The sequence below is a fragment of the Pseudomonas sp. LD120 genome, assembly GCF_009861525.1.
Taxonomy (GTDB): Bacteria; Pseudomonadota; Gammaproteobacteria; order Pseudomonadales; family Pseudomonadaceae; genus Aquipseudomonas.
On sequence record NZ_WVHL01000003.1, the window covers coordinates 551,908 to 567,393 of the forward strand.

Here is a 15,486-nt window from a genome sequence, read left to right on the forward strand (position 1 = left end):
GGGGCAATTGATAACGCATATTAGGCCGTCTTTGAAGTCGCCGGTTCCGTAAAGGGCCGGTCGCATAATGCAAAAAGCCCGGTGCTACCGCTCCGGGCTCAGTCCAGACTCACTATGGAGGCACTGTGAAAGCATTGCAAGGCGTTGAAGGTCATGTGGAGTGGGTTGAAGAACCAAGCCCGTCCTGTGATGTAGGGCAAGTCCGTATTCGCGTGGCGGCTGCGGGTCTTAATCGGGCTGATCTGCTGCAGCGAGCCGGACTTTATCCGCCGCCTCCGGGAGCCAGCCCGATCCTGGGCCTGGAGTGCTCCGGGATTATCAGCGAAGTAGGCCCGGGTTCGTCCTGGCAGATCGGCGATCGGGTGTGCGCGCTGCTGGCCGGTGGCGGCATGGCCGAGGAAGTGGTGGTGGATGCGCGCCATGTGCTGCCGGTCCCTGAGGGGCTGTCCCTGGTCGAGGCAGCGGCATTGCCCGAGGTCTACGCCACCGCCTGGCTCAACCTGTTCCAACTGGCGGCACTCAAGCCCGGGGAGAAGGTACTGTTGCACGCCGGGGCCAGTGGTGTCGGTTCGGCGGCCATTCAACTGTGCAAGGCGTTCGGCAATCCGTGTTGGGTCAGTGTCGGTTCCGCTGATCGTCTGGCCTATTGCGAAAGCCTGGGTGCCCAGGGCGGCGTGGTGCGCACCGATGGCCTGGAGGCGCTACGGGACTTTGGTCCGTTCGATGTCGTCCTTGATCCGGTAGGAGCCAATTACGCGGCCGATAACATCAAGTTGCTGGCCGTGGATGGGCGTTGGGTGTTGATTGGCTTGATGGGGGGGCGCGAAGCGCAATTGGACCTGGCCCAGGTTCTGGCCAAGCGCATCCAGTTGCTGGGCTCGACCCTGCGCAGCCGCAACGAGCAGTTCAAGGCCGACCTGCTGAGCGACCTTGGGCAAAATGTCTGGCCGCTGTTTACTGAAGGGCGTCTGAGCCCGCAACTGGCCAAGACCTTCCCGATTCAGGACGCTGAAGCCGCCTTTGCCGAACTGGCGACCAATAAGGTGTCGGGCAAGCTGGTGCTGGTGATCGACCCCAGCCTGACCTGAACCCTGCAGGAGCAGGCCTGCCGGCGAAGGGAGCGTCAGGCCTGAGAGCCGTTCGCTGGCAGCCAGCTCCTGTACAAGCCAGCTTCGGGGACCTGGGGACGGGTCACTTCCAGTGATGGATCAGCCAGCCGGCCTTCTCGGCGTGTTCGCGCAATACCGGGTCCGGGTTCACCACTTGCGGATGATCCACGCGCAGCAGCAACGGCAGGTCGTTGCGCGAGTCGGAGTAGAAGGTTGCGCCTTCCAGGTTTTCTTCCTCGGCATCCAGCCATTCCAGCAGACGGGTGATCTTGCCTTCGCGGTAAGTCAGGGTGCCAACGGTGCGGCCGCTGTAGACCCCATGTTGCACTTCCAGCTCGATGCCCAGCACTTCGTCGATGCCCAGGCGGGCCGCAATCGGTTTCACCAGATGGGTGCCCGAGGCCGAGATCACCAGGATCCGGTCGCCGGCCTGGCGATGGGCGGCAATGGCCTTGCAGGCATCACTGAAGATGATCGGTTCGATTACCTCTTCGACCCAGGGCTCGACCAGGTGCGTGACCTCTTGCGGAGTGCGTCCGGTCATGGGCTCCAGGCTGAAATCCATGAACTCCTCCATGGCCAGCTTGCCGTGGCTGTAGGCGTCCATCAGTTCATGGTTGCGGCGCATGAACGATTCGCTGTCGACCCAGCCCAAGCGCCCCATCTGTTCGCTCCAGAGGGTGGCGCAGTCGCCGTGAATCAACGTTTCGTCCAGATCAAAAATTGCCAAGGCCATCAGTGCAGTTCTCTCTTCAACATCAATTGTGTGAAAGGCATCAGGCTACCTCACACAGGGCTGTCGGATCGATGCAAAGCCCCAGGCGTTGTCCGTTGGCGTGCAGATCATCGGCGGAGCGGTTGAGCACATCGACCACCAGTTCCACCCCGCGGGCCTCGACCCGATAACGGATCACGTTGCCCAGCAGGCTGTGGCTGCGAATCAGCGCATCAAGTTGGCCGTCCTTGCGCAGTTCGATGGCTTCCGGGCGAATGGCGATACGCCCCTTGATCGGGCGTTGCAACAGCTTGCTGGCACTTTCGGCGTCCAACAGGTTGTAGTTGCCGATAAAACCGGCGGCGAAAGCATCGACTGGTGCGGTGTAGAGGGTCTCGGCATCACCACTCTGGACGATCTTGCCCTGGTTCATCAGGAAGATCCGGTCGGACATGGTCAGGGCTTCTTCCTGATCATGGGTGACGAAGATGGTTGTCAAACCCAGCTCGCGCTGGATGTTGCGGATTTGTTCGCGCAGGTGTTTGCGGATGCGCGCGTCCAGGGCCGACAGCGGCTCGTCCAGCAACAGCAGGCGTGGCCGGGTCACCAGCGAGCGAGCCAGGGCCACCCGTTGGCACTGGCCACCGGACAGTTGGTGTGGGTAGCGGCTGGCGAAGTCATGCAGCTCCACCAGTTCCAAGGCTTCCAATACGCGCTTGCGACTGTCGTCGGCTTTGACTTTTTGCATGCGCAGGCCGAAAGCGACGTTCTGCTCCACGGTCATATTGGGAAACAGCGCATAGCTTTGGAACACCATGCCGATCCCGCGTTTCTGCGGGCTCAGCGGCACGATGTCCTGGCCATCAAGGAGAATTTTGCCGTCATCCACCGGCGTCAGGCCGGCAATGCAGCGCAGCAGGGTAGATTTGCCGCAGCCAGAAGGTCCCAGCAGGGTGACGAATTCGCCTTTGCGGATTTCGCAGTTGATGTCGCTGAACACCGTGGTGCCGGCATAGTGTTTTTTTAGGTGTTGGACGCTGACGAAGCTCATTGGCTTTTGTCCTTGTTCAAGATGTTGGCGGCCCAGGTGAGCAGCAGCACGAAGAAGAAGTAGGAAATCACCAGGGCGCTGGTGAAGTGGCCGCTGCTGTTGCGCATGTTGTTCAGGTAGACCTGCAGGGTTTCATAGCGGGTTCCGACCAGGATATTGGCGAACACGAACTCGCCGAACAGGAACGAGAAGGACAGCAACAGCGCGACCATCAGGCCTTTACGCAGGTTTGGCAGCACCACCAGGAACGCCGCCTGCCAGGTGCTGGCGCCGAGCAGTTGGGCGGCGTCCATCAGATCCCGCAGGTTGATCGCCTGCAAATTGTTGGTGATGGCCCGGTACATGAAAGGCAGTGCCACGGTGAAGTAACAGCCGATCAGGATCCAGGGCGTACCCACCATGGCGAAGGGGCCAGAGCCGTAGAGCTGCAGCAGGCCCACCGAAGACACCACGGGGGGCACCGCGAAGGGCAGCAGGATCAGGATGTTCATCAGCGCATCGAGCTTGGGGAAGTGGTAATGCACCACGAACAGCAGCGGCAGGATCAGCACCACCGACAGCACCAGCGCACCGACGCAGACCAGCAGCGACTGGCCGAAGGCATTGAGAAAGCGCGGATCACTCCATAGCTGCAGGTACCACTTGAAGGTGAAGCCGCTGGGCAGGATGGTCGCCGACCAGCTACTGGCGATGGAGTAGACGAGGGTACCCAGCAGCGGCAGCAGCAGGATGAAGAACAACAGATAGACCACGAAACGATGGTAGAGGGCCGAGGGGCCGGGTTCAGCGCGAGACATGGTAGCTCCTCTTTAGCAGCAACTGATGGACGATGGTCACCAGGGTCATCAGCGCCACCAGCACCACCGCCAGAGCGCTGGCCATGTTTGGATCCAGGGAGATGTCCCCGGAAACCATGGCGGCGATGCGGATCGGCAGTACGTTGAAGTTGCCGGTGGTCAAGGCATAGACCGTGGCGTAGGCCCCTAGTGCGTTGGCCAGCAGGATCACGAAAGTACCCAGCAGCGCCGGGGTCAGCACCGGCAGGCCGATGTGTCGCCAGAACTGCCAGCCATTGGCGCCCAGCAGCGCGGCGGACTCACGCCAGTCTTCGCGCAGGGCGTCAAATGCCGGGTATAGCAGCAGCACGCCCAAGGGGATCTGGAAGTAGGTGTAGAGGATGATCAACCCGGTCTTGGAGTACAGGTTGAAGTCCTGAATGATCCCCGACTGCTTGAGCATGAGGGTGATGGCGCCGTTGAAACCCAACAGGATGATGAAGGCAAAGGCCAGGGGCACGCCGGAGAAGTTGCTGGTCATGTTGGCGAAGGCGTTGACGAAGTTGCGCAGTCGGGAGTCCACACGGCGCAGCGAGTAGCTGCCCAGTACCGCGATGATGATGCCGAACACGCTGGACCAGAAACTGATCTCCAGGCTGTACTGGATCGCCTGTCGGTAAAACTTCGAGCTGAAGATCTTGTTGAAGTTGGCCAGGCCCCAGCCGAACTCTTGCGACTGCACGCTGTTGATCAGCACCCACACCAGGGGCGCAATCTGGAACACGATGAAAAACACAGCGAACGGCACCAGGCACAGAGCGGCGAGCCATTTGCCTCGGATGACTGAATTCACTTCAACAGCTCCCGGCAGAAAGGTTTGTCGTGGGCCACGCCGAGCAACTGGCAAACCGTACCGCACAGTTGGGTCTGTTTGGGCGCGGCCGAGGGATCGAAACTGAAGGCGTCGCCCAGGACGAACAGCGGGACTTCCCGCTCTTCGGCCAGCAGACCGTTGTGGGAGCGGTCGTTGTTCATGCCGTGGTCGGCGGTCACCAGAACCTGATAGCCGGCGTCGAGCCAGCCCTGCAGGTAGTCGGCGAGGATAATGTCTGCCGAGCGCGCGCTGTTGCGGTACTGGGCGCTGTCGAGGCCGTGCTTGTGTCCGGCGTCGTCGATGTTCATCGGATGCACCAGGAGCAGGTTCGGCTGATGGCACAGGCGCAGGTGTTCCGCGTCGGCGAACACATGAGAGTCCGGGTAGTGATCGCTCCAGTAGAAGTGGCCGTACTGGATTGGCCGATCGGGGTGGGCGGTGTGCCGGTCTTGCGCGGCATTGAAAGGCGTGCGGTTGTAGAGTTCGCTGACCCAGTGGTAAGCCGCGGCGGCGGTGGTCAGGCCGGCATCGCGTGCGTAGTGGAACATGCTGCGTTGGGTGGACAGGCGCGAGACATTGTTGTGCACGATGCCGCTGTCAATCGGGGCGACACCGGTGAGGATGCATTCATACAGCGGACGGGACAGCGAGGGCAATTCGCATTGCAGTTTGTACAGCGCGGCGCGACCTGCGCCGGCATAGGCTTGCAGGTGGCCCAAGGTGTGTTGGGCAACGGTGTAGTTGAGGCCGTCGAGCACGACAAGAATGACGTTGTGCTTCATAAGGCGGATGACTCCAGGATCAGGTGCGTCGTTAAAAGCCGCAGGAGCCGGCGAGCCGACGCCTGCGGATAGCGCCTTATTGCATGTTGATGATCACTTCTTCCTGCCACTTCTGCGGCAGGGCCTTGGAGGTTTTCTCCCAGGCATCGGCGTCCTTGACCGGGGTGACGTGTTTGTATTGCTCGTTGGGCAGCAGGTTGGCTTGAACGTCGGCCGGCAGGGTCAAGTGCTCCGCGCGGATCGGCCGGGCGTTGCCGCGTGCCAGATTGATCTGACCGGCGTCACTGAAGATGTATTCGCGGGTCAGCTTGGCGGCGTTGGGGTGCTTGGCGTATTTGTTGATGATGGTGGTGTAGCCGGAGATCACCGAGCCATCGGAGGGGATCAACACTTCGTAATCATCCTTGTTGACCATCTTGTTGCGATAGCTCAGGCCGTTGAAGTCCCAGACCACACCCACTTCCACTTCACCTTTCTCCATGGTGGCGATGGTCGGGTTGGCCAGGGAAAGGCGGCCCTGCTTGGCGATTTCAGCGAACATCAGCAGCGCTGGCTGAATGTTCTTTTCGTCACCACCCTTGGCAATGGCAGCCGCCAGCACGCCGTTGGCAGCTTGGGCGGCGGTGCTCACGTCACCGATGGACACCTTGTACTTGCCTTTTTCCAGGTCGGCCCAGCTTTTCGGGGCTTCGGAGCCGTGCAGCAGCTTTTTGTTGATGATGAAGGCGATGGTGCCGGTGTAGGCCAGAGCCCAATTGCCGTCCTTGTCCTTGGCCCAGTCTGGAACTTGAGCCCAAGTGCTTGGCTTGTACGGCTGGGCTACACCCTGTTTCACCGCAATCGGGCCGAACGCTGCGCCAACATCGCCGATATCGGCGCTGGCGTTGTCTTTCTCAGCGGCGAACTTGGCGATCTCCTGGGCCGAGCTCATGTCAGTGTCGATGTGCTTGAGGCCGTAGGTTTTAGCCAGGTCCTCCCATGTACCTCTCCAGTTGGCCCAGTCATCGGGCATGCCGACACTGTTGACGGTGCCTTCCGCTTTTGCAGCGGCTTCCAAGGTTTTCAAATCGTGATCAGCGGCCATGGCGGTGGTGCACATGGCAATGGTCGAGCCTAACAGTGAGGCCAGGAAAAGCTGTTTCATCCGAAGCTCCTTTGGGCGTATTCAACGCTGCGTTTTATCGACAGTCTTGCGGTGGATTGGTCTAGGTCAGCAATACCTGAGCCAATTTAAGCTTGCTGAATGACACTTTGATGTCATTGCCCGCGCGAAGCGCTTGGATTTAGGCGCGGGATTGGAGCGGCGAGATAAGCGTAGCCCATGGAAAAACCCCAGGAATCCAGGGATCTGGCGGGCAAATTGCAGATGCTGGATTGGGTCTTTGGGCGGTGTTGTCATCGATCAGTCATGTGCAGTGCCTAGGCTCTGGATAGCGATGCAGGGCGCCGATCAGGCCGCTGCTGTGCCCTGAAACAGTGCTGGTCTAGTCCAGATAGGTAACGTTGATGCGTATTGATGCAACCAAAGCGGTGACAGCCATCGGCCAGGTCCTGCAGGAGCAGATCGCCCACGGTCTGTTGGCGCCCGGTAGCAAGCTGCCGGCCGAGCGCAAGCTCAGCGAGCTGTTCGCTACCACCCGGATCACCGTGCGCGAGGCCTTGCTGCAATTGGAGGCTCAGGGGCAGATCTACCGCGAGGAGCGCCGTGGCTGGTTTGTTTCACCACCGCGACTGGCCTACAACCTGATGCAGCGTAGTCACTTTCACGCCATGGTCAGTGCCCAGGGACGAGTGCCTTCCACCGAGGTGATCTCGGCGCGCCTGCAACCGGCGTCGGCGGCGGTCTGCGCCTGGCTGCAGCTACCGGCGCTGTCCAGCGTGATCCAGATCTGCCGGGCGAGGCGCATCGATGACCGATTGGTGTTGTACGTGGAGCACTACCTGAACCCCAGGTACTTTCCGCACATTCTCGACCTGGATTTGAACCAGTCGATCACCGAGCTCTATGCCCGGCATTACGACCTGCATTACGGGCGGGTGCGCTTCGAGATCGTGCCCACCTCCTTGCAGCCGGAAGCCGCCGCGGCCCTGAAGGTCTCGGTAGGCAGTCCCGGGCTGCGCATCGCCCGGGTCAACTATGACCAGCATGAGCGGCTGATCGATTGTGATCTGGAGTTCTGGCGGCATGACGCGATTCATGTCGGCGTTGACGTGCTTTAGAGGCCTGTGCCGTTCGCCGGCAGGACGGCTCCTTCAGGGTCATTGTTTCTCCGGGGCGCTACCGGGGGTGATCACCTGAATGCTCATGCGCGGGGTGGCCAGGTCCAGCCCGGCTTCGTCCAGGTGGCGTTTGAGGGACAGGTTGAAGGCCCGTGATACTTCCCATTGCTTGATCGGCGCGGTTTTGAAACGGGCCCGGAGGATGGCGCTGCCGGACTCGAAGCTTTCCACGCCCTGAATCTCCAGCGGCGACCAGATGTTGCGCCGCTGCAGCGGATCGGTGCGCATCTTCTGACCGACATCGCGCATCAACTTGATGGCATCGTCGATTTCCATGTTGTAGGGAATCGCCACGCGGAAGATCGCGTAGCCGAACTCACGGGAGTAGTTCTTGATGCTCTTGATTTCGCTGAACGGAATGGTGTGCACGATGCCGTCGATGTCCCGCAGACGCACGGTGCGGATGGTCAGGCCTTCGACGGTGCCCAGGTGGCCGCCAACATCCACGTAGTCGTCGATGGCCAGGGAGTCCTCGATGATGATGAACAAGCCGGTGATCAGGTCGGCTACCAGGGATTGGGCACCGAAACCAATGGCCAGACCGATGACGCCGGCACCAGCCAGCAGCGGGGTGACGTTCATGCCCATGTTGGCCAGGGCGACGATGGTGGCAATGATGAAAATGGTGATAAACAGCACGTTGCGGATCAACGGCATCATGGTCTGCGCACGGGCATTGGCCAGGCCCTTGCGCGAGCGGGTCAGGGCGTGATGCACCGCGGTGTCGCTGAGAATCCAGATCAGCCAGGCAAAGATCAGGGTGCCGCCGAGGCTGAACAGTTTGACGCTGACTTCATGGCCGTCGCCTTCGGTGAAGCGGATCAGCGACATGCCCCAGACCCGCAGGCCGAGTTCAATGAACGTGAGCCAGACCGCCAAGTGGGCCAGGGTGTAGAAGAAGCTTTTCAGTCGCTCGGAATACAGCGCATGGCGTTTGTGTCCTCGCTGAGGTTTGAGGGCATGGCGGCGCACCAGGCCGTTGATCACCATGCACAACACCAGCAGCACGGTGCACAGCAATGACTGGCGCAGGGCGGTGCTGGTGTCGCCGGCGGAGACAAAGGTGGCGAACAGCGAAATGCCCACCAGCACCAGGGCCGGCAGGTACCAGAAAGTGCCGATGATTTCGATGGTGTCGCTCAAGGCGCGGCGGGTCAGGCGTCGGGCCAGCGGTTGATTGCGGATCAGGTGGGCGATAGGCCGGCGGAAACGCAGGATGAACACCCCGGTAGACAGCGCTGCCATGACATTGGCGAAGGTCGCCGCAGTATGGGCCAGGTGTTGGCCGAGGCTGGCCACCATCCGCGGATCGCTCAGGGCTTCGCCAAAGGCGGCGAAGCTGCCGATCCACCACAGTGGCCGAAATGCCTGACGCCTTAGGATGTACAGCGCGCGATGGCGGTGCGGGCCGTCGAGCACGGAAAACGCCACCACGCAGATCGCCGAGAAACAGGTGCCGACCACCAAGGCATAAGCCAGGACCATGGCCAGGTCCTTGCCCAGGGAGGAGGGCAGGGAGTAAGTCAGGTAGACGGTGATCATCAGGGCGATCAGCCAGGGGCCGAGCTTGCGTAGGGCAAAGCGCAGCAGGTCCCAGGTCTTAGGGTGCTGTGGCAGGTCTTCGGTCAGCCCAAACCGCAGGCGTACCCGGTGACTGAGCCAGATCAGTGCTGCGGCCAGCAGGCTCCAGACCATAAGGATCAGGGCGAAGGCAAAGATGATCGGCAACCATTGGCTGGCCGGCAGCATCAGCGCCGAGAGTTCGTCCTTGGCCTGATCGAATTCGTCTGCCCAGCGAGTCAACGGGCTGTCTGCGCCGGAGAACTGTTTTTCCAGGTTTGACAGGGTGCCGCCGATCAGCCCGAGCACGCCTTCCTCGGTGGTGGGTTGGGCTTTTTTCGTGGCGTCCCGGAGCTTTTTCAGGTCGCTCAGCAGTTGGGTTCGCTGCTGGTCGTTTTCCAAGGATTTGATGACTTCGTCCAATGATTGGCCCAGAGGCTCCTCGGCCTGTGGTTGCGCTTTACCCTGGCTGCCCAGCAGCCCCGGCAAGCCGACGGCCTGGGCACCGCTCATGGGCAAAAACGTCAGCAGGCAGACAAGCACAAAACAGGGCAGGGCAAGAAGACGAGCGAACACTGGGCGGTCAACCTCGGAGAAGACGAATCGGCCGAGTGTACGAGGCCGCCAAATTCAATGCGAGGGTGAGGGCTGCATTTATTCCGCGAGTTTGGCGAGGATCTTGTAAACCACGGTGCCGAGAATCAGCAGCATGCCGATCCACATGCTGAACACCCCGAGGTTCTTGTCCCGGAAATTGAAGCCGATGGCCAATAGGATCATGCCCGTGAGAATCGGGATGAGCATGGAATGGAACGAAGACATCGAGATCATGGCGACGGCCTTGTCAGAATAGGTACTCATAAGTCTAGGTCGCTTTGTCGCGACCTGGGTTGATGTGTATCAGAAGCCAGCGGGCATGGAAGTACAGGCCCGCCGCATGCCTTATGGCAGTTCGTGGCTGGCGTAGAAGGCGCTCAGCACTTTCACCAGGTGCGCCAGGTCATGGCTGCCACAGAGTTCGCGGATCGAATGCATGGCGAAGGTCGGCAAGCCGATATCCACGGTGCGCACTCCCAGGTGGCTGGCGGTGATCGGACCGATGGTCGAGCCGCAGCCCATATCGCTGCGCACCACGAAGCTCTGCACTGGCACTTCTTCGGCCATGCACAGGTGGCGGAAGAAGCCGGCGGTTTCGCTGTTGGTTGCGTAACGCTGGTTGCTGTTGACCTTGATCACCGGGCCAGCGTTGAGTTTTGGGCCGTGGTTGGCGTCGTGCTTGTCAGCGTAGTTAGGGTGTACGCCATGGGCGTTGTCGGCGGAAACCAGCAACGACTTCTGGATGGTGCGAACGAACTCGTCGCCTTCCGGCAGCAGGCGGCGCAGGGTTTGTTCAAGCATCGGACCATCGGCGCCGCAGGCCGAGCAAGAGCCCACTTCTTCGTGGTCGTTGCACACCAGCACACAGGTTTCGTCGCTCTCGGCAGTCAGCAGGGCTTGTAGCCCGGCGTAGCAGGACAACAGGTTGTCCAGGCGCGCACCGGCAATGAAATCACCGTGCAGGCCGATCACTGCGGCGCTCTGGGTGTCATAGAAACTCAACTCGTAGTCCAGCACCACATCGGCATTCAGGCCGTGTTCCCGAGCCAGCTGGTCGGTGAGTACCGCACGGAAATCCACGCGCTCGTCGCCGGCGAACTGCGCCAGGATCGGCGGCAGTTCGTTTTGTGCATTGATCGCCCAGCCCTGGTTGGCTTCACGGTTCAGGTGGATGGCCAGGTTGGGGATGATCGCGATCGGCGCCTTGAAATCGATCAGTTGGCTTTCCACCTTGCCGTCGCGACGGAAGGTTACGCGCCCGGCCAGGGACAGGTCTCGGTCGAACCAGGGCGTCAGTAGTGCACCGCCATAGACTTCCACGCCCAACTGCCAGAAACCCTGGCGCTGCAATTCCGGCTGGGGCTTGACCCGCAGGCAAGGGCTGTCGGTATGGGCGCCCACCAGGCGGATACCACCCTGCAGCGGGGAATGTCGGCCCAGCTTGAAGGCGACGATCGAGGAGTCGTTGCGGGTGACGTAGTAGCGGCCGTTGGCTTCTGTGCTCCATGGCTCGCGTTCGTCGAGGCGCTGGTAACCGGCCGCTTCCAGGCGTTGAACAAGGCTGGCAGTGGCATGGAAAGGGGTAGGGGAGGCCTTGAGAAAGTCGATCAGGCCTTGGTTCAACTCTTCGCGCATAAGTAGCTCCAGACAGCAGTGGCGCGAGTTTAACGTATTGGATCGCAGCGATGGGCAAGAGCGTGTGCAGCGAGTTGCCCATTCGCAGCAGAACTCACCTCAATAGGGTGTTGAGGTCAATTGCTCACGCAGATAATTCAGGATGGCTTGCTGGTCTTCTGCTCTAGCGGGCTTGGGCACAATCTCCGGCCAGGACCCACTGTTGAGATTCAGAACTTGTTGTCGTTCTTGCGGATTCCAGCGTCCGATAACTCGAGCAGCGTTTTTCCACCACTCATACCGACAGGCTAAGTGATAGGGATTGTCGGAGAGTTCGTTTCCATAATGCAGGTCCCTGGAAATCTTCTTTAATTCACCGTCAAGTTTACGTAGGCGCCACTTAATTTGAAGTTGCTTCCAGGGCGAGGGCTCGGGCACCTGGCGTGGAACCTCTCGAGATAGCGAGATCAGTTCAGCGCGATAGTCTTCGCCGTAAAGTGCGAAAAAACGCGCCTGCATCGTGTGGAAGAAACGCTTTTTGGCAAAGTAGTGATAAACGTACTTCTTGGTTTCTTGCACGGGCTTGTCACGCATTGCAAATGACAAAGCAATCTGTTCGATCGTATGGATATCGAACGAGTCCTCGGTCCACTCATCGATAAGTCCGATGGACTTTTCCAGCAGTGGTGTATCGCTGTCGGTCAGTCCGCACAGGCCACTGTTGTAGAGTTTGAAATTGCTGTCAGGCTTAATGCCATGCGTTTGTAGGCATACACCAAGCTTGAGGTAAGTCTGGCGTGTACTCACATCTCGCCAGTGGTATTCAAATTCATCCATCAAGTAGTTCTGAGGACTGATCTTTTTCAGCAGTCGATGAGGGTTTCTCAGAAAGAGCGTATCGGTGTCTGCGAAAAGGGTTTTTTCCGCGAGTTTAAGTCCAGCGGCCATTGCACAGGCTTTGCGCCGATGGTGATAGCCGTTCTGGCCTTGCCACCGCTGCAGGATTTCTTCGTTCAAAACGACGATTTCTACTGGCCAGCCAACATAATCCTGGGGGCGGTCGGTCATTATCCTGATGCACAGCGACTCTCCGTTATTCAACAGGCTAAGTGCTGTGAGGATGCTGAATTTGACTTCGCACCGATACACCTCGTGGTTACCGTAAACCAGGTAGAGCAATTGCTCTGGAGTTTTTACCAGGGAGTGCGGGGCAAGTGCTGCTATGCACGTCATCGGTCAAGTGTCCTTACTGAGGGCGCAGGCTGATCAGTTTGTTGTCAAAAGGGCGCAGGGCAATCGAAGCGCAGGCGCTCACCGGTCTGGGGATGAGTGAAGCTGAGCATGCTGGCATGCAGGCATAGCCTTGGCCAGGCGGCCAGAGCCTGCGGGTGGGCGTAGAGGCCATCACCCAGTAGCGGGTGCCCGATGGACAGCATGTGTACCCGCAACTGATGAGAGCGGCCGGTGATGGGGGTCAGCTCGACCCGGCACCAGTCGCCGCAGCGCTCCAGCACTCGCCAGAAGGTCAGGGCGTGCTTGCCGAATTCGTGGTCCACCACATGCCGGGGTTTGGTTGGCGGGTCATAGCGCAAGGGCAGATCGATGCTGCCGCTGTCCAATTCTGGCTGGCCCCAGCATAGGGCGGTGTAGGCTTTTTCGGTTTCGCGGTCATGAAACTGTCGCGACAGTTCGCGATGGGTGTCTGCGTCCCGGGCCAGGAGAATGATGCCCGAGGTCTCCCAATCCAACCGGTGAACGATCCGGGCCTCGGGGTAGCCGTTTTCCTGCAGGCGGGTGATCAGGCAGTCCTTGTTGTCGTCGGCGCGACCGGGGACTGAAAGCAGCAGAGTAGGTTTGTTCACCACCAGAACAGCAGCGTCCTGATGCAGGATGTGGATATTCGACAACGGCATTAAAACAGCCTCGTAACAAACGCCAACGGCGGCTCGCCGAATCTCACGTTGTGCGTGAGGTCAGCGAGCCGCCGTGGTTCCCGTCGGATCAATCAGCGATCAGGCAGGGTGATATTGAGTTCCAGGATCGAGCAGCTGCCCTGGTTTTCCAGAGCGACATGCACGTCGTCGGACCCGATATTGACGTACTTGCGGATCACTTCCACCAGTTCCTTCTGCAAGGCGGGCAAGTAATCTGGGGTGCTGCGCTGGCCGCGTTCATGCGCCACGATGATCTGTAGACGCTCTTTCGCTACCGACGCGGTGCTGACCTTTTTGTTGGCACGAAAGAAGTCAAAAAGATTCATTATCTACCTCCAAACAGGCGCTCGAAGAATCCCTTCTTCTCGACATCAAGGAACCGGTGTTCCACGGTTTTGCCCAGCAAACGGTCGACGGCGTCGCTGTAGGCCTGGCCCGCATCGCTCTGGTCGTCGAGAATCACCGGCACGCCCTGGTTGGAAGCCTTGAGCACGGCCTGGGATTCCGGAATCACGCCCAGCAGGGTCACTGCGAGAATTTCTTTGACGTCTTCAACACCAAGCATTTCGCCATTGCTGACGCGCTCCGGGTTGTAACGGGTCAGCAGCAGGTGCTCCTTGATCGCGTCTTCGCCTTTTTCAGCGCGACGGGACTTGCTGGCCAGAAGGCCGAGCATGCGATCGGAGTCACGGACCGAGGACACTTCAGGGTTGGTCACGACGATCGCTTCGTCAGCGAAGTACATGGCCAGGTGGGCGCCTTTCTCGATACCGGCAGGGGAGTCGCAGACCACGAACTCGAAGGTTTCCTTGAGTTCCATCAGGACTTTTTCCACGCCTTCCAGGGTCAGCGCGTCTTTGTCGCGGGTCTGGCTGGCGGCCAGTACGTAGAGGTTTTCCAGGCGCTTGTCTTTGATCAGGGCTTGCTGCAGGTTGGCTTCGCCATTCACCACGTTGACGAAGTCATACACCACGCGACGCTCGCAACCCATGATCAGGTCGAGGTTACGCAGGCCGACGTCGAAGTCGACGATGACTGTTTTGTGACCACGCAGTGCGAGGCCGGTACCGATAGCGGCGCTGGTGGTGGTTTTACCCACACCACCCTTGCCGGATGTAACCACGAGAATCTTGGCCAAGGTGTTTCACCCCTAAGGAAAAGGACTTTTAGCCCCTGAAAAACATCTCTTGAAAACTACTGCAGTCGGACAGCCTTGGCTGGAGCTCGGTCAGCGGCAGGGTTTACCCTCGGTAAACGCTGCTGATTGCCAATTTCCTACTTCGTTTGAGCCGTAATCGCTACGTTTTAGAGATGCTTGGAAAATGCGGCAGTATCCGTTAAAGACGAGTGATGTTCAACACGTCACCCGACAGGCTGACCTGGACGCCAGAGCCCCACAAAGGGTCGCGCCGCAGGTCCTCGGACACCTTGTATTGACCGGCGATGGAGATCAGTTCAGCGCTCAATTGCTGACAGAAAATCCGTGCCTTGGTGTCACCCTTGACGCCCGCCAAAGCCCGGCCACGCATCGGGCCGTATACATGGATATTGCCATCGGCGAGAAGTTCCGCTCCGGGGCTGACCGAAGACACCACGACCAGATCGCCACCCTGGGCATAAATCTGCTGGCCGCCGCGTACTGGCGAAGTGATGATGCGGGTCGGCTTGACGGTCGGTTCGGGCGGCTTTTCCGGTACTTTCCTGACCTCGCTTTCCGATGGGTCGAGGGGGCGTTCCCGAGCACCGGAAGGAGGCAGTACTGGCAGGTCGACGGCAATGGCGGCGGCAATGTCTTCAATCCGGCTGGCACGAATCGCCAGGGTGCGCAGGCCGTGCTGGCGGCAGACGCGCATCAACCCGGGCAGATCCACCGAGCCCTCGGCGGCAGGTAGTTTGTCCAGTGCCAGCACCAGCGGCGCGTTGCTGAAGAAATTCGGCGCCTGAGCGACCTTCGCGGCCAGTTGGCGATCAAGGCCTTCGAGGTCGTTGCGGGCCAGTTCCAGCACGGTGATGGCGAGCATGCTGCCCTTTAACTGGAACACAGGATCTTGGTCTAGCGATTCGGTTTGGCTCATGGTCTGCAGAACGCGGCTTGTCACTAAAAGTGCCGAGACTTATAACGACATCGCCCGCGCCCCGCAAGCCAGGTCGAACCGATGTAGAATGCGCGACCTTGTTGTCTGTCCCGGAATCT

The 15,486-nt window shown here is 59.8% G+C and carries 16 protein-coding genes; 2 read left to right on the forward strand and 14 right to left on the reverse strand.

Annotated features, from left to right (window positions below):
* Nucleotides 1-125: 125 nt before the first annotated feature.
* Nucleotides 126-1,088 carry an NAD(P)H-quinone oxidoreductase gene (locus PLD_RS08810; protein ID WP_159891782.1) on the forward strand — a complete coding sequence of 321 codons (963 nt, stop codon included), beginning with the start codon at nt 126-128 and terminating at the stop codon, nt 1,086-1,088.
* A gap of 103 nt (nt 1,089-1,191) precedes the next feature.
* On the opposite strand, the gene PLD_RS08815 is transcribed toward PLD_RS08810, so the two are convergent.
* The 6 genes from PLD_RS08815 to PLD_RS08840 all read right to left on the reverse strand — a co-directional run bounded on the left by PLD_RS08815 (nt 1,192) and on the right by PLD_RS08840 (nt 6,451).
* Complete coding sequence (locus PLD_RS08815; protein WP_159891784.1) at nt 1,192-1,845, reverse strand: HAD family phosphatase; 654 nt, start codon at nt 1,843-1,845, stop codon at nt 1,192-1,194.
* A gap of 40 nt (nt 1,846-1,885) precedes the next feature.
* Nucleotides 1,886-2,875 carry an ABC transporter ATP-binding protein gene (locus PLD_RS08820; RefSeq protein WP_159891786.1) on the reverse strand — a complete coding sequence of 330 codons (990 nt, stop codon included), beginning with the start codon at nt 2,873-2,875 and terminating at the stop codon, nt 1,886-1,888.
* On the reverse strand, nt 2,872-3,672 hold the full coding sequence (locus PLD_RS08825; protein ID WP_159891788.1) for an ABC transporter permease: 801 nt from the start codon (nt 3,670-3,672) through the stop codon (nt 2,872-2,874). The genes PLD_RS08820 and PLD_RS08825 overlap by 4 nt, the downstream gene beginning before the upstream one ends.
* Entirely contained in the window at nt 3,659-4,504 is an 846-nt protein-coding gene (locus PLD_RS08830; RefSeq protein WP_159891790.1) for an ABC transporter permease subunit, read from the reverse strand. The genes PLD_RS08825 and PLD_RS08830 overlap by 14 nt, the downstream gene beginning before the upstream one ends.
* Nucleotides 4,501-5,307, reverse strand: a complete 807-nt coding sequence (locus tag PLD_RS08835; protein ID WP_159891792.1) for an alkaline phosphatase family protein — start codon at nt 5,305-5,307, stop codon at nt 4,501-4,503. The genes PLD_RS08830 and PLD_RS08835 overlap by 4 nt, the downstream gene beginning before the upstream one ends.
* Nucleotides 5,308-5,383: 76 nt before the next feature.
* On the reverse strand, nt 5,384-6,451 hold the full coding sequence (locus PLD_RS08840) for an ABC transporter substrate-binding protein (protein ID WP_159891793.1): 1,068 nt from the start codon (nt 6,449-6,451) through the stop codon (nt 5,384-5,386).
* Between the two features lie 362 nt (nt 6,452-6,813).
* On the opposite strand from PLD_RS08840, the gene PLD_RS08845 reads away from it, so the two are divergent.
* A complete protein-coding gene (locus PLD_RS08845; RefSeq protein WP_159891795.1) occupies nt 6,814-7,527 on the forward strand; it encodes a UTRA domain-containing protein in 714 nt (237 codons plus the stop codon).
* Between the two features lie 39 nt (nt 7,528-7,566).
* Here PLD_RS08845 and PLD_RS08850 read toward each other — a convergent pair whose 3' ends face one another.
* From PLD_RS08850 to minC, 8 genes are all read right to left on the reverse strand, one after another.
* Entirely contained in the window at nt 7,567-9,723 is a 2,157-nt protein-coding gene (locus PLD_RS08850) for a mechanosensitive ion channel family protein (RefSeq protein WP_159891797.1), read from the reverse strand.
* Nucleotides 9,724-9,801: 78 nt separating this feature from the next.
* A complete protein-coding gene (locus PLD_RS08855) occupies nt 9,802-10,008 on the reverse strand; it encodes a hypothetical protein (protein WP_159891799.1) in 207 nt (68 codons plus the stop codon).
* 81 nt (nt 10,009-10,089) lie between these two features.
* Nucleotides 10,090-11,379, reverse strand: coding sequence for a M18 family aminopeptidase (locus PLD_RS08860; RefSeq protein ID WP_159891801.1), 1,290 nt, complete (start codon nt 11,377-11,379; stop codon nt 10,090-10,092).
* Between the two features lie 99 nt (nt 11,380-11,478).
* The gene (locus tag PLD_RS08865) at nt 11,479-12,591 is read right to left on the reverse strand and encodes a hypothetical protein (RefSeq protein ID WP_159891803.1); all 1,113 of its coding nucleotides are present in this window, start codon (nt 12,589-12,591) and stop codon (nt 11,479-11,481) included.
* 44 nt (nt 12,592-12,635) lie between these two features.
* A complete protein-coding gene (locus PLD_RS08870; RefSeq protein ID WP_041119453.1) occupies nt 12,636-13,271 on the reverse strand; it encodes an RluA family pseudouridine synthase in 636 nt (211 codons plus the stop codon).
* Nucleotides 13,272-13,363: 92 nt separating this feature from the next.
* Nucleotides 13,364-13,618 (reverse strand): cell division topological specificity factor MinE, encoded by a 255-nt coding sequence (gene minE / locus PLD_RS08875; RefSeq protein WP_019693048.1) that lies wholly within the window; start codon nt 13,616-13,618, stop codon nt 13,364-13,366.
* A complete protein-coding gene (gene minD / locus PLD_RS08880; RefSeq protein ID WP_011062650.1) occupies nt 13,618-14,430 on the reverse strand; it encodes a septum site-determining protein MinD in 813 nt (270 codons plus the stop codon). The genes minE and minD overlap by 1 nt, the downstream gene beginning before the upstream one ends.
* A 199-nt stretch (nt 14,431-14,629) precedes the next feature.
* Nucleotides 14,630-15,367, reverse strand: a complete 738-nt coding sequence (gene minC / locus PLD_RS08885; RefSeq protein ID WP_159891805.1) for a septum site-determining protein MinC — start codon at nt 15,365-15,367, stop codon at nt 14,630-14,632.
* Nucleotides 15,368-15,486 lie beyond the last annotated feature (119 nt).